15 protein-coding genes are annotated in these 17723 nt (G+C 58.9%); 7 read left to right on the top strand and 8 right to left on the bottom strand.

What is annotated here, in order from left to right; translation table 11 throughout:
* Position 1: 1 nt before the first annotated feature.
* Positions 2-1402, bottom strand: coding sequence for a cytochrome ubiquinol oxidase subunit I (locus M2407_RS08335; RefSeq protein ID WP_020827422.1), 1401 nt, complete (start codon positions 1400-1402; stop codon positions 2-4).
* Between the two features lie 144 nt (positions 1403-1546).
* On the opposite strand from M2407_RS08335, the gene M2407_RS08330 reads away from it, so the two are divergent.
* The 6 genes from M2407_RS08330 (at position 1547) to M2407_RS08305 (ending at position 8706) form a co-directional block, all read left to right on the top strand.
* Entirely contained in the window at positions 1547-2965 is a 1419-nt protein-coding gene (locus M2407_RS08330; RefSeq protein WP_046373304.1) for a PLP-dependent aminotransferase family protein, read from the top strand.
* Between the two features lie 153 nt (positions 2966-3118).
* The gene (locus M2407_RS08325; RefSeq protein WP_129940748.1) at positions 3119-4807 is read left to right on the top strand and encodes an ABC transporter substrate-binding protein; all 1689 of its coding nucleotides are present in this window, start codon (positions 3119-3121) and stop codon (positions 4805-4807) included.
* 48 nt (positions 4808-4855) lie between these two features.
* Positions 4856-5812: an ABC transporter permease gene (locus M2407_RS08320; RefSeq protein ID WP_020827419.1), complete on the top strand. Its 957-nt coding sequence runs from the start codon at positions 4856-4858 to the stop codon at positions 5810-5812.
* 2 nt (positions 5813-5814) lie between these two features.
* Positions 5815-6765 (top strand): oligopeptide ABC transporter permease, encoded by a 951-nt coding sequence (gene opp4C, locus M2407_RS08315; protein ID WP_122079649.1) that lies wholly within the window; start codon positions 5815-5817, stop codon positions 6763-6765.
* Positions 6762-7748, top strand: a complete 987-nt coding sequence (locus M2407_RS08310) for an ABC transporter ATP-binding protein (RefSeq protein ID WP_128864737.1) — start codon at positions 6762-6764, stop codon at positions 7746-7748. The genes opp4C and M2407_RS08310 overlap by 4 nt, the downstream gene beginning before the upstream one ends.
* Positions 7738-8706 carry an ABC transporter ATP-binding protein gene (locus tag M2407_RS08305; RefSeq protein WP_122079648.1) on the top strand — a complete coding sequence of 323 codons (969 nt, stop codon included), beginning with the start codon at positions 7738-7740 and terminating at the stop codon, positions 8704-8706. The genes M2407_RS08310 and M2407_RS08305 overlap by 11 nt, the downstream gene beginning before the upstream one ends.
* Before the next feature lie 2 nt (positions 8707-8708).
* Here the strand turns inward: M2407_RS08305 and M2407_RS08300 are convergent, their stop codons facing one another.
* Positions 8709-9683 (bottom strand): alpha/beta hydrolase, encoded by a 975-nt coding sequence (locus M2407_RS08300; RefSeq protein ID WP_128864735.1) that lies wholly within the window; start codon positions 9681-9683, stop codon positions 8709-8711.
* 259 nt (positions 9684-9942) lie between these two features.
* Between M2407_RS08300 and M2407_RS08295 the strand changes: the two genes are divergently transcribed.
* A complete protein-coding gene (locus M2407_RS08295; RefSeq protein WP_129982710.1) occupies positions 9943-10869 on the top strand; it encodes a N(4)-(beta-N-acetylglucosaminyl)-L-asparaginase in 927 nt (308 codons plus the stop codon).
* Between the two features lie 97 nt (positions 10870-10966).
* Here M2407_RS08295 and M2407_RS08290 read toward each other — a convergent pair whose 3' ends face one another.
* From M2407_RS08290 to M2407_RS08265, 6 genes are all read right to left on the bottom strand, one after another.
* A complete protein-coding gene (locus M2407_RS08290; protein ID WP_122079646.1) occupies positions 10967-11959 on the bottom strand; it encodes a LacI family DNA-binding transcriptional regulator in 993 nt (330 codons plus the stop codon).
* Positions 11960-12020: 61 nt separating this feature from the next.
* Positions 12021-13154: an ABC transporter ATP-binding protein gene (locus M2407_RS08285; RefSeq protein ID WP_041415470.1), complete on the bottom strand. Its 1134-nt coding sequence runs from the start codon at positions 13152-13154 to the stop codon at positions 12021-12023.
* The gene (locus M2407_RS08280; protein WP_130016300.1) at positions 13154-14566 is read right to left on the bottom strand and encodes a M17 family metallopeptidase; all 1413 of its coding nucleotides are present in this window, start codon (positions 14564-14566) and stop codon (positions 13154-13156) included. The genes M2407_RS08285 and M2407_RS08280 overlap by 1 nt, the downstream gene beginning before the upstream one ends.
* A 4-nt stretch (positions 14567-14570) precedes the next feature.
* Positions 14571-15404, bottom strand: a complete 834-nt coding sequence (locus M2407_RS08275) for a carbohydrate ABC transporter permease (RefSeq protein ID WP_020827410.1) — start codon at positions 15402-15404, stop codon at positions 14571-14573.
* Positions 15394-16335, bottom strand: a complete 942-nt coding sequence (locus M2407_RS08270; RefSeq protein WP_046373311.1) for a carbohydrate ABC transporter permease — start codon at positions 16333-16335, stop codon at positions 15394-15396. Before M2407_RS08270 ends, M2407_RS08275 begins: the two co-directional genes overlap by 11 nt.
* A gap of 61 nt (positions 16336-16396) precedes the next feature.
* Positions 16397-17671 (bottom strand): ABC transporter substrate-binding protein, encoded by a 1275-nt coding sequence (locus M2407_RS08265; protein ID WP_020827408.1) that lies wholly within the window; start codon positions 17669-17671, stop codon positions 16397-16399.
* Positions 17672-17723: the final 52 nt, after the last annotated feature.

Below are 17723 nucleotides of genomic sequence, written 5' to 3'. Positions count from 1 at the left end.
CTCAGCTCCTGTCATCCAGAGTTTCTTTTACCGCAGACAGCGGGCGAGCCGGTCTGCCGTCCGTGTCGTCTTCATGGCTTTCATGCTGCTGCGGTCCCTTACGGATCAGGCGCATCATGTAGGAGTAGCCCACGCCGAACACCGAACAGTAAACGATGATAAACGCCAGCAGGCTGATGCTCATGTGCAAATCACCGTGCGCAGAGACCGCATCTTTGGTACGCAGCAGGCCATAGACCACCCACGGCTGTCGGCCGATTTCGGTGGTGAACCAACCCGCCAGCAGCGCCAGCAGCCCCGATGGCCCCATCCACAGGATGAAGTACAGGAAGGGACGCGACTGGTACAGCCCGCCGCGCCAGCGCAGCCACAGGCTCCACACCCCCGCGAGGATCATCAGCATGCCGAGCGCCACCATGATGCGGAACGACCAGAACACCACGGTGGAGTTGGGGCGATCTTCCGGCGGGAAGGATTTCAGCGCCGGGACCTGTTCGGTCAGGCTGTGAGTCAGGATCAGGCTGCCAAGATAGGGCACTTCCAGCTTGAAGCGAGTCTCTTCACGCTCCATGTCCGGCCAACCGAACAGGATCAGCGGCGTGGCCTCTCCCGGCGGGTTTTCCCAGTGGCCTTCAATGGCGGCAATCTTCGCCGGTTGGTACTTCAGCGTATTCAGGCCGTGCGCATCACCAATCAGGGCTTGTACCGGCGCGACGATCAGCGCCATCCACATCGCCATCGACAGCATTTTGCGCATTGCCGGCGTATCACGCCCGCGCAGCAGGTGCCAGGCGGCGGAAGCGCCCACGAAGAAGGCCGAAGACAGGAAGGCGGCGGTCGACATGTGCAACAGACGGTAGGGGAATGACGGGTTGAATATCACTTTCAGCCAGTCGACCGGTACCACCTGGCCGTTGATGATTTCGTGGCCCTGCGGCGTTTGCATCCAGCTGTTGGAAGCCAGGATCCAGAAGGTGGAAATCAGGGTGCCCAGCGCCACCATGCAGGTCGCGAAGAAGTGCAACCCTGGCCCGACGCGGTTCCAACCGAACAGCATCACCCCAAGGAAACCGGCTTCGAGGAAGAAGGCGGTCAGCACTTCATAGGTCAGCAACGGGCCGGTAATACTGCCGGCAAACTCAGAGAAGAAGCTCCAGTTGGTACCGAACTGATAGGCCATTACCAGCCCGGAAACCACGCCCATGCCGAAGTTGACGGCGAAAATTTTTGACCAGAAATGGTACAAATCGCGATAGGCTTCATTGCGCGTTTTCAGCCATAACCCTTCCAGCACCGCCAGATAACTGGCCAAACCTATGGTGATTGCGGGAAAAATAATATGGAAAGAAACGGTGAAGGCGAACTGTATTCTGGCAAGTTCCAGTGCATCAAGACCCAGCATGGCGCCTCCTTGGGTTGGACATAAAATAACCTCTTCAGTATAGCTGTAATTTTTTTGTGGAAAGCTTGGCGTCAAGTTAAGCACGGAGTACAGTGACTATAATAGTGACAGTTATTTCACTTTTTCATATAACAGTTAAGGCCTATGACCAGATACGAGCAGCTTGCACAACAAATTCGTGAACAGATCCAGAACCGGGTATGGCGGGCGGGGGACAAGCTGCCTTCGCTGCGGGAAAGCGGTAAACGCGCAGGCCTGAGTCTGATGACGGTGGTGCAGTCGTATCAACTGCTGGAGAGCCAGGGATGGATCGTTGCGCGCCCGCAGTCCGGTTATTACGTGGCGGCGCGTCCGCAGCCGCTGCCGCAGCCGGCGCGCGGGGAGAAACTGCTGCTGAGCGAGCAGGTAGACATCAACACCTTTGTTTTCGACGTGCTGCAGGCGTGCAAAGACCCAGGCATTGTCCCGTTCGGTTCGGCCTTTCCCGATGCCACGCTGTTTGCTCAGCCGAAGCTGGCGCGGGCGCTGAGCAGCGTAGCGCGCAAATTTACCCCGCACAGTTCACTGGCTAACCTGCCGCCCGGCAACGACGCGCTGCGCCGCAATATTGCCCAGCGTTATGCTTTAAGCGGCATGCAGGTGGCCCCGGATGAAATCGTGATTACCGCCGGAGCCATGGAGTCGCTGAGCCTTAGCCTGCAGGCGGTGACGCAGCCGGGGGATTACGTGGCGATCGAGTCCCCGGCCTTTTACGGGGCGTTGCAGGCACTGGAGCGGCTGCGGTTAAAGGCGGTGGCGATCGCGACCCATCCGCAGGACGGCATCGATCTGGATGCGTTGGAACATGCCTTGGAACAGTACCCGATCAAGGCCTGCTGGCTGATGACCTACTTCCAGAATCCATTGGGCGCCTCGATGCCGGCAGAGAATAAACAGCGGCTGGTGGGCATGCTGCGCGAGCGGCAGATATCGCTGATTGAGGACGATGTTTACGGTGAACTGTACTTCAGCGCTGAGCGCCCTCAGCCGGCCAAGGCATTAGACCAGGGCGGACAGATTTTGCACTGTTCGTCGTTTTCCAAATGTCTGGCGCCGGGCTTTCGCGTGGGCTGGGTGGCTGCCGGGCGCTACGCACAGCAGATCCAGCGTTTGCAACTGATGAGCACGGTATCCACCAGCGTGCCCACCCAGCTGGCGATCGCTGATTATCTGTTGCATGGTGGCTACGATACCCATCTGCGGCGCTTGCGTCGGCTGCTGGCTCAGCGTCAGAGCATGATGCGTCAGGCGATTGCTCACCACTTCCCTCCGACCGTGAAGGTCAGCCAGCCAGATGGCGGTTACTTTTTGTGGGTAGAGCTGGATCCGGCGTTGTCGTCGATGGAGCTGTATCAGCGCGCGCTGGCGCTGGGGGTGAGTATCGCGCCGGGCAGGATGTTCACCACCGGCAACCATTTCAACCACTGCTTCCGACTGAACGCCTCTTTCGACTGGAGCGACAAGCATGAAGCGGCTATCCAGACCTTAGCCAAACTTATCCGGCAGCTCGAGCCGGCAGGCTAAACTCCACCCAACGGCCGGCTATCGCAATAGAAAAATTCATATTGCGATTTCCGGCAATAGAATGCCGGTTTCGTTGTTAGACAGCCTCCCGGCCGCCGATTACTCTGCGATAAATTTTGTCACATTTATCAACGGGTAAACGAGGGGCAGTGGGTGAGAAAAATAAAAAACAAGGCAATCAAACCTTTACAAAAGCGGCTGGTTACGCTGGCGATCGCCTGTGCCGTGGGGCTGGCATTTAGCGTGCAGGCGGAAACCTTGGCGGAAGGTATTACCCCGGCCAGCGATGCCAGCCTGGTGCCGGCGGCGGCCAAGTTGCGTAAAGACACCGTGGTGGCCGGTATTCTTGAACCTCAGGGTAACTTCAATCCCTATCTGTTCAGCAATGGCTGGGATGAGAACGTCACCGACGTGATCTTTACCCGGCTGATTGGTCTGGACAGCCAGGGCAAGCCTGTGGCGCGGCTGGCAGAGTCCTGGCAGGTCAGCCCGGACAACCGGGTCTACACCATTAAACTGCGGCCTAATCTGGTCAACAGCGACGGCTCGCCAATCAAGGCCGAAGATATTGCCTTTACCCTGACGCTGCTGCATGACCCGGCCTATGACGGAGAGACCGACATTACTCCGGCGCACATTCAGGGCGGGGCGGAGTACAAGAACGGAACTGCCCCCAGCATCAGCGGGCTAAAGGTGATCGACGATCGTACGCTTCAAATCACCACCACCCAGCCGGGGGCGACTACGCTGCAGTTGATCGGCGGGCCGGTGCTGTCGAAAGCCTATTACGGCAAGGAGTATCAGCGCGGTAAGCTGGACAGCGTGCGTGCGCTGAACGGCAAGCCGTTAGGCAATGGCCCTTATATTTACGACAAATACGTGCCGGGTCAGGAGATCCGTTTTCACGCCAACCCGAACTTCTATCTCGGTAAGCCAGCGGTGGCGCGTTTTATTTACCGCGTGACCAACCCTTCTACCAACTTCCAGCTGTTCCAGACCGGTGAAACCGACTACGACGCCTTTACTTCCAAACCGGATGATATTGAACAGCTGAAGCTGCTCGGCTTCGCCAATATCAATTTGTACAGCTCGAGCGACTACAGCCGGGTGGATTTCAACTTTAAACGCCCGGCACTGCAGGATGCGCGTGTGCGTCAGGCGCTGATTTACGGGCTGGATCGGCAAAAGCTGATCACCGTGGTCTACCAGGGTTACGGTTCGGTCGCCAATCAGCCGATCTCACCCGTTTCCTGGGCTTATGATCCCAAGGGGATCAACCCCTATGCTTACGATGTCAACAAAGCCAAGCAACTGCTGGATCAGGCCGGTTGGAAACCGGGAGCGGACGGCATTCGCCAGAAGGACGGTAAAAAGCTGGAGCTGACGCTGTTGGTGACCAAAAAGCTGATTAACGACGCGCTGGTGCCGATTGCCAAAGATAACTATCGGCAGATTGGCGTGCTGTTGAAGCCGCAGGTGCTGGATTTCAATGCGCTGCTGGCGCAACGCAAGGCCGGTAATTACGATCTGGCGTCGCTCAGTACCAGCGGGCTGAATGATCCGCACGACGGGGTACGCGATTTCATCAGTCAGGTCAGTGAAACCGGCTATAGCAATCCGCAGGTGGACAAGCTGATTGGCGAGGCTAACGCCACGCTGGACATCGAGCAGCGTAAGCCGCTGTATCACCATCTGTATCAGGTGCTGGCTGAAGATCCGCCGGTGATCCTGTTGGGGAACCGTAAAGTGCTCAGCGCCAGCAGCGCACGCGTCACCGGCTTTAAACCGGACGTATACAACGGCCTGACCGGCAGCCTGCCGGACGTCAAGATCGCTCAGTAACGGTAAGGCACCGCTGCGCCGGTTTGGGCAGCGGTGACGGAAAACACCATGAGAAATTTTATCCTGCGCCGCTTGCTGCAAACCCTTCCGATGATGCTGCTGGCATCGCTGCTGATTTTCTTTATTTTCGCGCTGACCCCCGGTGACTTTATCGACGGCAACATCAACCTGACGCCGCAGCGCGCGGCTGAGCTGCGGGCGCTTTACGGGCTGGATCAGCCGTTGTTCAGCCGTTATCTGCACTGGCTCGGTCAACTGCTGCAGGGCGATCTCGGTTTCTCGCTGCAATACCAGATCCCGGTCAGTACCTTGTTGAATCAGTACATCTGGAACTCCTTCCTGCTGGCGTCGGTGGCGCTGGTGCTGTACTGGGGCATTGCGCTGGCGGTAGGTGTCGCCTCGGCGATGAAACCCTATTCGCTGTTCGATCATCTGGTGACCGTGGCGGTGTTCGGTGCCATGTCGTTTCCCACCTTTTTCCTGTGTCTGTTGCTGATCAAATGGTTCGCCGTCGATCTGCACTGGCTGCCTGCGGGTGGCATGCTGCGCACCGGTAGCGAAGCCAGCGGATTGGCGTGGGCACTGGACGTGGCGGCGCACCTGTTGCTGCCGGTGCTGGCGTTGGTGATGCTGCAGGCCGGCACCCTGACGCGCTATTTCCGCGCCAGCATGCTGGACGTGATCCGCATGGATTATATCCGTACCGCACGCGCCAAGGGGCTGAAGGAAAAGACGGTGATCCTGCGGCATGCGCTGCGGAATGCGCTGTTGCCGATCATCACCTTGTTGGGTTTTGAGCTACCCGCGCTGTTTTCCGGTGCGCTGATCACCGAAAAAATCTTCAACTGGCCGGGCGCCGGGCACATCCATCTCGATTCGCTGGCGGCGCGCGACTACCCGGTCTTGATGGGCTTTACGCTGTTTCTGGCGGTATTGACCATTTTAGGCAATCTGCTGGCGGACATTTTGTACGCCTATGCCGACCCGCGCATTCGTTTGAGGTAACTATGTTGGCATCCTTGTTTTTCGGGCGTCGTCGCCGTTGGCGGCAAGCGCAACTCCCGGCGCTGGCGCAGCTATCACCACCGCCGACCGCCCAGGCCTGGCAGCGGCTGCGGCGTCACCGCCTGGCGATGATTTCACTGCTGCTGTTGGTGTTGATGGCGGTGCTGTGCCTGTTCGGCCCGATGCTGTCGCCCTGGCAGGACGATGCCGGCGATGCGTTGAATATCAATCAGGCACCCGGCGCACAACACTGGCTGGGCACCGATTTTCTCGGTCGCGATATTTATACCCGCCTGCTGCTGGCGGGGCGTATTTCGCTGACCATTGGCCTGGTGTCGATGCTGTTGTCGGTCACGCTCGGCTACCTGCTGGGGGCGCTGTCCGGCTATCTTGGCGGCGTGGTGGATAAGCTGATTATGCGCTTTGCCGATCTGTTGATGACCATTCCCAGCCTGCCGCTGCTGATCATCATGGGAGCGATGCTGTCGGAGCTGGACGTTTCGCCGGACTACCGTATTTACATGGTGATGATCATGCTCAGCCTGCTGGGTTGGCCGTCGCTGGCGCGGCTGGTGCGCGGGCAAATTTTGTCGTTGCGCGAGCGTGACTTCATGCTGGCCACTGAGGTGCTGGGGTTATCCACCCGGCGGCGTATCTTCGGCCACCTGCTGCCCAATACCATTCCGATCCTGGTGGTGGTGGCCACCATGGGCGTCGCTAATGCCATTCTCAGTGAATCGGCCCTGAGCTATCTGGGGTTGGGCGTGGTGCCGCCAATGCCGTCGTGGGGCAACATGATGGACGCCGCCAACAGCCTGATCGATTTTCAACGTCGCCCCTGGCTGTGGATGCCGCCGGGGTTGGCGATTTTCATCACCGTGGTGGCGATTAATATTCTCGGCGACGGCCTGCGAGACGCGCTTGATCCAAAAATGAACGGGGTAAGACGATGAGCCAACCGCTGGTGGCCTTTAATCAACTGTCGGTAGCCTTCCAGGGCGAACAAGGGCGGGTGCGGGCGGTGCAACAGGTGAGTTTTGACCTTTATGCCGGACAAACGCTGGGGGTCGTTGGTGAGTCCGGCTGCGGTAAAAGCGTGACCGCGATGGCGCTGATGGGGCTGCTGCCGCAACCGCTGGCGCAAATCGACGGTGGTGAAATCCATTTCGACGGCCAGGACTTGCTGAAACTACGCCCGCAACAGATGGCCGATTTACGCGGTAACCGTTTGGCGATGATCTTTCAGGAGCCGATGAGCGCGCTGAACCCGGTGCTGACCATCGGTGAGCAGTTGGTTGAGCCGTTAATCCGCCATCGGGGGACTGCGCCAAAAGCGGCCTGGCGGGAGGCCACGGCGCTGATTACCGAGGTCGGACTGGCACGCGCCGAACAGCTGATGACCAGCTATCCGCACCAGCTTTCCGGTGGCATGCTGCAGCGCATCATGATCGCCATGGCCATCAGTTGCCGGCCGGCGTTGCTGATTGCCGACGAACCCACTACCGCATTGGATGTCACCGTGCAGGCGCAAGTTCTGGCGCTGCTGCGCGAGCAGGCGCGTAAGCACAATATGGCGATGATGCTGATTACTCACGATCTCGGGGTGATTGCCCAGATGGCGGATCGGCTGGTGGTGATGTACGCCGGGCGTATTGTCGAGCAGGGGGCCACGCATGAAGTGCTGGCCAACCCGCAGCACCCTTACACTCAGGGATTGATGGCCTCGCGGCCGGTGGCGGGGCAGCGACGGCGGCGGTTGTATTCGATCCCCGGTCAGGTGCCCGATCTGGCCAGTTTGCCGGACTACTGCGCCTTTGCCGAACGCTGTGACAAAGCGAGCGCCCGCTGCCGTGACGGTATTCCGCCATTGTATGGCGATCGGCGGCGGCAATCCGCCTGTTTCCTGAATGCCGGGGGGCGTATTCATGTTGGCTGAACCCTTGGTGGAGGTAAAAGGGCTGAAGAAATATTTCCCGCTGCGTGAAGGGCTATTCGGTCAGACTACCGGGCAACTGCGGGCGGTGGATGATGTCAGCTTCAGCATTCGCCGGGGAACGATTTTTGGCCTGGTGGGGGAGTCCGGCAGCGGTAAAACCACCGTAGGCCGAACCCTGCTGGGGCTGCATGAAAAGACCGCCGGTGAGGTACTGTTCAAAGGACAGGCGTTAGATGCGCTCAGCGCCCGCGAGCGGCGCGCGATGCGCCCGAAGATGCAACTGGTGTTTCAAGACCCGTATAGCTCTCTGAATCCGAGAATGCGGGTAGGCGATGCGATTGGCGAAGCGCTGCTGCAGCACGGTTTGGCGCAAAAGAGCGAGCTGCGAGACCGGGTGATAGACACCCTGGAAATCTGCGGGTTGTCGGCACAGCATTACGGGCGCTTCCCGCACGAGTTTTCCGGCGGCCAGCGCCAGCGCATCGGCGTAGCCCGTGCGCTGATCCTGCAGCCGGAGTTTATCGTCGCCGACGAACCGATTTCGGCGCTGGACGTCTCTATTCAGGCGCAGATCATCAACCTGTTTTCCGATCTTCAGGAACAGCAGGGGGTGACTTTCCTGTTTATTTCGCACGATCTTGGGGTGGTGGAGCATCTGTGTCAGGACGTAGCGGTAATGTACCTCGGGCAGATTGTCGAAAGCGCCGATCGCGATGCGCTGTTTCGTCGGCCGCTGCACCCTTACACTCAGGCACTGTTGGCCGCGGTACCCAGTTTGGATCCGCACCGTCAGCCGCAGGCGATGGCCCGGGGAGAATTACCTGACCCTGCCCAACCGCCGCAGGGCTGTCGCTTTCATACTCGCTGTCCGCAGGCCACTGCGCAATGCCGGGAACAGGCCCCGGCATTGCGGCAGGTAGCGGCAGGACATCGGGTGGCCTGCCATTATGTCGGCTGAGCTTAGGCCAGATAATGTTTTAGCGCACGCCCGGCCTGATGGATGGCCGAGTGCACCGCCGGGACTTCTGCGATCGCGTTGAGCAAGCCATAGTCGTGGATCAGCCCGTTATAACGGGTGGAGGTGACTTCGACTCCGGCGGCATTGAGCAGGCGGGCGTAGGCTTCGCCTTCGTCGCGCAGCACGTCCAGCTCGGCGGTTTGCACCAGCGCCGGTGGCAGGCCTTTCAACTGTTCCAGCGTGGCGTTAAGCGGCGAGGCGTAGATCTCTTTGCGCTGGGCTTTATCGGTGGTGTAGTGGTCCCAGAACCATTTCATCATATTGCGGGTGAGGAAATAACCTTCGCCGAACTGGTGGTAAGACTCGGTATCGAAATTGGCGTGGGTCACTGGCCATAGCAGGATCTGGCTGCGCAGGGCAGGCGTGCCTTTATCTTTCGCCATCAGGCTGACCACCGCCGCAATATTGCCGCCGGCGCTGTTGCCGACGACCGCCAGACGTGAACCGTCAACGTTGATTTTCTCGCCGTACTCGGCCACCCATTCGGTCGCCGCGTAGGCCTGATTGATGGCGACAGGGTAAGGCGCTTCCGGCGATCGGGTGTAGTTAACGAACACCGCCGCCGCGCCGGAGCTGTGGACCAGATCGCGCACCAGCCGTTCGTGGGTCGGGAAGTCCCCCAACACCCAGCCGCCGCCGTGGAAGAACATGAATACCGGCAGCTTCTCCTTTGCTTTGGCCGGCCGCACGATGTGCAACAGGATATCCTGGCCATCGACGTGAATGGTTTTTTCGCTGATTTCGACTTCACGCAGAGGGACTTCGGTACCGCTTTGCAGGCCCTCCATCACCTTACGCGCTTCTTTCGGCTTCAACTGCTCCAGGGGTTTGGCGTCACTGGAGTTCAGCGCATCAAGAAAGGTACGGATATCGTGCTGTGCTGCAGGCTGGGTGAGATCAACAGTTTTCTTGGACATCTTGATTCCTCTGGCACAGGGGGATGAAATCTTCTGGTGAGATCACAGTGTAGTAGAACAATGTGCCTGTGGGCTTAGTGGTGTGTGCCCTGTTGGAAAAGGCGCGTCACGCCACGCTTTTCACCGCTTCGGTTTGACTTTTCAGGTGGGCAGCGATATTTTTTAATCACCATGGAACACGTGTTCCATGGGGGCGAATGACCGGTCATTACCGGTGCCTTTCTTTTAGCGCTGAACGCCGTGCGGGAAACATAACCCTATGATTGTGATTGCAAACTCTGAAGGACATCCGGGTATCGGTCTGTCTGCCGAACGGTTACGACAGGGGCAGAATGGCCTGCGTGCCATCGTTGAGGGTATCAAGCTGGTGGAGCTGGATCCGAGCGTACGTACGGTGGGTTTCGGCGGCTGGCCCAACGTGCTGGGTGAGATGGAGCTGGATGCTTCGGTGATGGACGGCGACAGCTTGCGCACCGGTGCGGTGGGAGCGTTGCAAGGCTATCTGCATCCGGTGGAAGTCGCTTATCGGGTAATGGAAGATCTTAACCATGAAATCCTGGTGGGCGCCGGAGCGGCACGTTTCGCCGCTGAGATCGGCGCGTTGGCGGGTGACAACCTGATTGCCGACTCCAAGCGTGTCTGGTGGGAAAAACTGGAGCAGGCGATGGACGCCGAACAGCTTCGCAACTGGCCGAATATCCCACTGGCAGGGTTGTCGAATAATGCCACCGATCCAGAACGGGTGCGCGACACCACGGTATTTTTAGCCATGGATGGTGGGCGCACGCTCAGCGCGGCGACGTCAACGTCAGGCTGGGCGTGGAAATATCCGGGGCGACTGGGGGACAGCCCGATCATCGGCAGCGGCTCCTATGCCGACAGCCGCTATGGCGCCTGTGCCTGTACCCACACCGGGGAAATGACCATTCGCTGCGGTACCAGCCGCGCAGTGGTGCTGTATATGAAGATGGGCATGACGCTGGAACAGGCGGTGTACGAGGCCATCGAGGATCTGAATTACCTGAAAGATGGCTACACCGAAGGGGTGACTATTCACGCCATCGATAAGGACGGAAAGCATAAGGTCGTCAGCCTTAACTGCCCGGGCCCAATTCAGTATTGGCTGTGGCAGAGCGGTATGGCAGCGCCGGAATTGCGCGATGCGGAGATTATAACCACCCGTTGACCCGCTGCTCTGTGGTTTATGGAAGGGGCGCGGCATGCTGCGCCCAATAGCATCATCAATGCGTTAAATTGGGCCGAACAGGCTCACCCCTACCGGTTTAGCAGGACGCGCGAACCACCAACTCGGTGGGAATGGTTACCTGCTGCGGCGCAGCCTGGGGGCTGCCGCTGCGCAGTTCGACCAGCCGAACGATGGCGGCGATCATTGCGTCCATATCTCGGCGTACCGACGTGAGTTGGTAACTCGGCCAGGCTGCCATCGGGATATCGTCGAAGCCGTAAACCGCGACGTCCTGAGGGATCTGCAGCGAAGTGTGCAAACGAATATAGTCCATCACCCCCATCGCCATGGAGTCTGCGGTGCAGAAAATGGCCTGCGGAGCCGGAAGCGCGTCGAGCAGCTGCGGCGCGAGGTTAAAGCCGCTCAGGTAGCTGTAGTCGCCGCTCAGCTGCGCGACAATCTCTAACTGCTGCTGTGCGGCATGAGCCAGAAAGGTTTGTTGACGCAGCTGTTCACCGTGGGCGCTGCTGCGGCCACCGAGCAGCGCCACGCGGCGTTGACCCTTTTGCGCCATCAGTGCCGCCAGCTGTTGCAGGCTGGGTGACTCATCGGCGTTGAGAGCGTCGCACAGGGCGTCGCCCGCCAAACCGTTGAGCATAATGGGCGTAGCGATGCGAAACAGATCTTTTGCTGCACGCGCGCTGATGTTGTCGGCGAACACCACGGCAGAATCGACATGGTAAGAGATGGTTTGCTTCAGGTAGTTGGCCGGATCGTCAATGCCTTCCAGGCGGATCATCACCGCCTGCCGGTTGCTCTTCTGCAGTTGTTCAACCAGACGATCGAAAAACTCCAGGTCAGACAAATCGTGAAAGTGGTTCACTACCACCGCGACAAAGCCGGTTTTGCCGCTGTGCAGGCTCTGGGCGATGGCGTCTGGCGCATAGCCTAACTGACTGGCGACGCGCATCACCAGATCGCGGTTCTTTTGCGAGACCCGGCCCTGATTGGAAAAGGCGCGTGACACCACGGTGCGTGAAACGCCGGCCACGCGGGCGACATCGTGAGAGGTGACTTTTTTCATCGGCATACGGCAGCTACTCAACGGAAAACGGGGCGCTGCGGCAGAGGCACGCAGCGGCGATATGGTCTCACAGAATGCCAGCCGGCAACACTGTTTCCCCGCTTTGAGCTACCCGTTGACCGCTATGCGGATCAAAAAAGTGCAGGGCGGTGATATCCAGCGTAATGGCCAGCGGCTGGCCCTGGGCATACTGCAGTTGGGCGTGCTGTTTGACGATGTACTGCGCACCGTTGTCACCCTGTACGAACAGGTTGCTCTCAGCGCCCAGGTTTTCACTGTACACCAGTGTTCCACTCAAGTGGGGTTCTGCCCGTGGCGCGCTGATGCTGCACGCTTCCGGACGACAGCCCAGCGTCAGCCAGTCGCCTCCTCTTGCTGCCAGCGCCGGGAATTCGGCGGCGCTCAAGGGCAGCAGCAAACCAGAGTCGCCCTGCAATACGATCTGCTCGCCCTGCACCAGAACCTGCACGTCAAACAGATTCATCTGCGGCGAACCGATAAACTCGGCGACAAAGCGATTAACCGGGCGATGATAAAGATCCAGCGGCGTACCGATCTGCTGCACTTTCCCCTGATTCATGATGACCACTTTGTCCGCCATGGTCATGGCTTCCACCTGATCGTGGGTGACGTAAATGATGGTCGCGCCGATCGCCTTATGCAGTGCAGACAACTCCTGACGCATGCGGTTGCGCAGTTTGGCGTCGAGGTTGGAGAGCGGTTCGTCAAACAGAAACACCTTGGGCCGCCGAACAATCGCCCGGCCCAACGCCACGCGCTGACGCTGACCACCGGAAAGCTGGCCGGGTTTGACCTTCAGGAATTCCGTCAGGTGCAGCATTTCGGCCACGGCGGCAATCTGCGTGGCAATCTCCGCTTTGGCCATTCCTTTGATTTTCAAAGACAGCGCCATGTTTTCATAGACGGTCATATGCGGGTACAGCGCATAGCTCTGGAAAACCATGGCGATATCACGGTATTTGGGCAGCACCTCGTTCATGCGTTCGCCGTCGATCAACAGTTCGCCGGAGGAGAGGGTTTCCAGCCCGGCTATCATCCGCAGCGTGGTGGACTTGCCGCAGCCGGACGGGCCGAGCAGCACCACAAACTCACCTTTCTCCACCTGCAGATTCACGTCGCTGGCGGCCTGGTAACCGTTGTCATAGCGTTTGTTGATATCAACCAGTTCTACGTAAGCCATCATTCGCACTCCGTCTGGGCAAGCACGGCACTCAATCGCGCCAGCAGCAGCACGCCGAATGAGGACGCGCCGTTGGCGTACAGCTTGCGGTGCGGCATATCGGTAGACATGGCGGCAATATCCAGGTGCGCCCAGCGCTGGCCCGGCTGCACGAACTCGCCAATAAAGGTCGCCGCCACGCACGGGCTGCCGTGCGGATCTTCACCGCCGTGACGATAATCGGCAAATTCAGACTTCAATACCCCGCGATACCAGCCGCCGTGCGGCATTGGCCACACCGGCTCGGCGCTGGCCTTGCCCGCCTGGGTGACCTGTGCCAGAAAGTCGTCGTCGTTACCCATCATGGCCGCATACTCCTTGCCCAGCGCCACGCCTGCGCCGCCGGTCAGGGTGGCGATATCGAGTAAAAAGTCGGGCTGGAAGCGCTGCTGGGCATAGCTGATGACGTCCGCCAGCACCATGCGGCCTTCGGCGTCGGTTGAAATGATTTCCACCGACTTGCCGTTGTGCATGGTTACCACGTCGCCGGGGCGCTGTGCGCGGGAGGAGGGCATGTTTTCTACCAGGCCGCACAGGCCAATCACGCGGATCGGCAGTTGCAGCGCGTCGATGATACGCATGGCGCCCACCACCGCAGCCGCACCGCCCATGTCGAACTTCATGGTGCTCATGCGTGCCGCACCTTTGATGCTGATGCCACCGCTGTCGAAGGTGACACCTTTACCCACCAGCGCCAGAGTATGGCGTGCGTTGGCGGGATGGTGATCGAGGATCAGTAATTGCGATGCGCGGGCGCTGCCTTGACCAACGCCCAGCAGGCCACCGAAGCCAAGCTGTGCCATCTGCTCTTCATCCAGCACCTCCTGGCGCACATGAGTAAAGGCCAATTGCGCGACGGCCGCCACGAAGCTTTGCGGATAGAGAATATTGGCCGGCTTATTCATCAGCTCACGTCCGATGATCACGCCCTCGGCATGCAGATTGGCCCAGTCGCACAGCGCCTGCGTTGTCGCATCATGGCTGGCTAACGGCTGGGTCGGGTCGGTCAGCGTAGCGCTGGCATGATGTTGATAGCGATAAGCGCCCAGACGCAGGCCGAACAGCAGCCAGCGCCAGGTTTCTGTACTGGCCGATGAGCCTTCATCCAGTGTCAGACGCAGGTGCTGCAGCCCGAAGTGTTTTTGCCCGGCGGCGATACCGGCACCGGCATCCTGTAGGGCCGCGGGAGTCAGGGAAGGGCCGATATTGAGCGCAAAACGGCCGTCACCCAGCGGATAAAGCACGCCGACGGCGGCCTGTTGCAGGCCGGCATTTTGCAGCGTTACCGGCAGCGAACCTTCCGCAGCGGTAAACAGGGTGATTTGCTGGCGCGCCGCAGTGTCGTTTTCAATGTAAATATCAATGAATTGCATAAGGTTACCCTTTGACCGCCCCACGGGTGAGGCTTTCCATCATTTGTTTGGACGAGAAGATAAAGGCGATCAGCAGTGGGACGATCGCCAGGAAACTGCCGGTCATCACCAGGTTCCACGGCGTGGCGGTAGCGCCGCTCAGGCTGCGCAGCACCAGTTGGAGAATTTGCTTGTCCGGCGACTGCAATGCCACCAGTGGCAACATAAAGTTGTTCCAGGTATCGACCACCACCACGATCGCTACCGTCAGCAGCGCCGGGCGCATCAGCGGCAGGCCGATACGCAAAAATATCTGCAGTTCATTCAGACCGTCCATGCGTGCACTGTCGAGTATTTCGCTGGGCAGTGAGGAACTGACGTATTGCCGTACCAGGAAAATCCCGAAGATATTCACCCCGGCGGGCAGCCAGACGGCGGCAAACTGATCGAGCAAGCCAACGCTTTTAATCACGAAGAAGTAGGGCACCAGATTGACCACGCTGGGCACCATCATGGTCAACATGAGGGTGGTGAATAACACCTTTTTGCCCTTGAACTGATAGACGCTGAAGGCGTAGCCCGCCGCCGCGGAAACCAGCACGCTGGTCAGGGTGGCCATGGCGGTGACATACAGGGTGTTGAGCAGCGAGCGGGTGAAAGGCACCTGTTGCTCCAGCCCCCGGTAGTTTTCCAGCAGGTGGCTGCCGAAGCGCAGCGACATGCCCATGATGCTGCGGGTGTCCTGCGTCGCCAGCAACGCCGACCAATAGAACGGGAACAGCGACAGCGAGGCGAACAGCGATACCAACAGGTAAATCACCAGCTTGCCGGTGTCGAAACGGCGGCCCTCAGCGATCATTTTTGAGTCCTCCACGGTTGCCGAAACCCCAAAACACCAGCGCGCTCACCAGCGCAATCAGCAGGAACAGGATCCAGGAGATGGCCGACGCGGTGCCCATATCCAGATAGGACCAGCCGGTCTTGTAGACGTACATCGATACCGTCAGGCCGCTGTTGTCGACGCCGCCGGTGCCCTGCGTCAGGATCATGGGTTCATTGAACAGCTGCATGTTGCCGATCAGCGTCATCAGCGTGGCGAAGAAGATAAAGGGCGCCAGCAGCGGCAGTGCGATATAGCGGAATTTTTGCCAGCGGCCAGCACCGTCCAGCTCGATCGCTTCGTACAGGTCCGGCGAAATAGAGGCCAGACCGGTCATGTAAATCACCGTATTGATACCGGTGAATTTCCAGGTCACCTGATTGGCGATGGTGAAGCGGATCCAGTCGCTGTCAAAGAAGTTGATCGGCAACGCGGCGGCCAGCGCGCTCAGGTGCAGCTTGGCGGCCAATCCGCTTAACAGCTCGTTGACCATGCCGACCGGCGAGAACAGGTTGAACACGATCAGGCTGACGGCGACGGAAGAGGTGATGTAGGGCAGGAAGATCGCCGCCTTCAAAAAACGCCTGCCGCGCACGATGATGTGCAGCAGCGAATAAGCCAGGGTGATGGCGAACAGATGTTGGCACAGGCCGGACACCAACGTGATTTTAATGGTGTTGACCAGCGACACCCAGAAGGCGTCATCGGTGAAGGCATAGTAAAAGTTATCCAGCCCGACAAACTTCATCGAACTCAGGCCTTTTACCGGGTTCCAGGATTGGAATGAGAGAAACGCCGAGAAGAAGATCGGGAAGGCGTTGAACACCGCAAACAGCAGCATGAAAGGCAGCAGCAGCAGGTAGGCGGTGCGGTGATCGTGCAGCAGCCCTTTGAAAAATCGCTTACGCATAGACTCCCCGAACCGTCGGAAAACGAAAAAAGGCGGCCGGTAAGCCGCCGCAGTCTGATGATTACAGGGCGCGCATCCGCCGCTCCAGCAGCTTATTGGCATCGCGCAGAGTGCTGTCGATGTCCTGATGCTGCACCAGGATCTTCTTCGCCGCTTCGTTGAGAATTTCGTTGGCGATATTGTCTTCCGGTGAGGAAGCTACGGGCTTCAGGTCCGGCACCAGGCTGGCGTAATAGCGCATCGAGTGTTGGCCGCCGAGAATGCTGCTGGGCGTATCGAAGTAAGGCGCGTTATACACGTCGAGGCGTGCAGGCAAGGTGCCGGCGGTTTTCGCGGCGTCGATCACCACGTCACGCTGCATAAAGTATTGAATGAACTGCCAGGCCGCCTGGGCATTCTTGCTTTGCTTGGGGATCACCAGCGTGGTGCCGCCTGCGTTGACCTTGATATTGCCCGGCACGCCCGTCACCCGCCACAGACCGGCTTTCGCACCGTCCGGATCCAGTTCCTGCTCGATGCGGCCTTCGTCCCACGGGCCATCGATATCGGCGAACAGTTTCCCCTGCCGGTACAGTTTGATGTATTCCTGCGAGTTGGTGGAGCCGTCCAGGGAGGCTGCCAGCCCTTTGTCATACAGCGTTTTGATTACTGTCATCAGCTGTTTGATTTGCGGTGAATCCAGGTTGGGCTTGCCGTCTTTGGTGTATACCGGCTTACCCGGCTCACTGTTCATGCCTACCACCAGCGGATTGATCAGGCTGGTGGCTGCCGGCAGCAGATAGGCGCCTTGCTCTTTTTTCAGCTTCTCACCGAAGGCGATAAAGCTGTCCCAGCTTTGGGTTATGTCTTCTATTTTGACGCCGGCCTTCTGAACCATGTCGTTACGGTAGATCATGATCACCGGCCCGGTGTCGTAAGGCACGCCATAGATATTGCCGTCATTACCCTTCGCCAGGCTGATCATCGAAGGATCGAACTGCCAGCCCTGGCTATCAATGCTGAACGGCGGGGCGCTCAGGTTATTCAGGCCGCCGGAGTTGGCGAAGCTGCCGAGTTTGATGGTGCTGACGCTGAAGATATCGGCGGCGCCCTGGCCAACGGCCAACGCGGTGGTCAGCTTTTGATGACAGTCGGCGAAGCCGCATTTGATCGACTGCACCTGAATGTCCGGATGCGCCGCCTCAAAGTCTTTAATCACTTTGTTGATGTAATCATTGGGCAAATAGTTGGCGAAGGTAATGCTGGTGTTGGCACTGGCGGAAAGGGGCAGGCCCAGCAGCACGGCCAGTGCGACCCCGGTGATTCTTTTATTATTACGCAAGCAGACTTGAGCCATGATAACCCCGATCCTGTGCAGTCGATGTGGTGTGTGTTTTTTCATCATGGAA

The organism is Serratia sp. BIGb0234, from assembly GCF_024809915.1.
Taxonomy (GTDB): Bacteria; Pseudomonadota; Gammaproteobacteria; order Enterobacterales; family Enterobacteriaceae; genus Serratia; species Serratia liquefaciens.
The sequence above is the reverse complement of the archived record's forward strand: the minus strand, read 5'-3'. Positions and strand labels throughout refer to the sequence as shown.

Bases quoted from the DNA above. Each gene is read 5' to 3' on its own strand.
- M2407_RS08335 (WP_020827422.1), bottom strand. From the start codon at position 1,402: ATGCTGGGTCTTGATGCACTGGAACTTGCCAGAATACAGTTCGCCTTC.
- M2407_RS08330 (WP_046373304.1), top strand. From the start codon at position 1,547: ATGACCAGATACGAGCAGCTTGCACAACAAATTCGTGAACAGATCCAG.
- M2407_RS08320 (WP_020827419.1), top strand. From the start codon at position 4,856: ATGAGAAATTTTATCCTGCGCCGCTTGCTGCAAACCCTTCCGATGATG.
- opp4C (WP_122079649.1), top strand. From the start codon at position 5,815: ATGTTGGCATCCTTGTTTTTCGGGCGTCGTCGCCGTTGGCGGCAAGCG.
- M2407_RS08310 (WP_128864737.1), top strand. From the start codon at position 6,762: ATGAGCCAACCGCTGGTGGCCTTTAATCAACTGTCGGTAGCCTTCCAG.
- M2407_RS08305 (WP_122079648.1), top strand. From the start codon at position 7,738: ATGTTGGCTGAACCCTTGGTGGAGGTAAAAGGGCTGAAGAAATATTTC.
- M2407_RS08300 (WP_128864735.1), bottom strand. From the start codon at position 9,683: ATGTCCAAGAAAACTGTTGATCTCACCCAGCCTGCAGCACAGCACGAT.
- M2407_RS08295 (WP_129982710.1), top strand. From the start codon at position 9,943: ATGATTGTGATTGCAAACTCTGAAGGACATCCGGGTATCGGTCTGTCT.
- M2407_RS08290 (WP_122079646.1), bottom strand. From the start codon at position 11,959: ATGCCGATGAAAAAAGTCACCTCTCACGATGTCGCCCGCGTGGCCGGC.
- M2407_RS08285 (WP_041415470.1), bottom strand. From the start codon at position 13,154: ATGGCTTACGTAGAACTGGTTGATATCAACAAACGCTATGACAACGGT.
- M2407_RS08280 (WP_130016300.1), bottom strand. From the start codon at position 14,566: ATGCAATTCATTGATATTTACATTGAAAACGACACTGCGGCGCGCCAG.
- M2407_RS08275 (WP_020827410.1), bottom strand. From the start codon at position 15,404: ATGATCGCTGAGGGCCGCCGTTTCGACACCGGCAAGCTGGTGATTTAC.
- M2407_RS08270 (WP_046373311.1), bottom strand. From the start codon at position 16,335: ATGCGTAAGCGATTTTTCAAAGGGCTGCTGCACGATCACCGCACCGCC.
- M2407_RS08265 (WP_020827408.1), bottom strand. From the start codon at position 17,671: ATGGCTCAAGTCTGCTTGCGTAATAATAAAAGAATCACCGGGGTCGCA.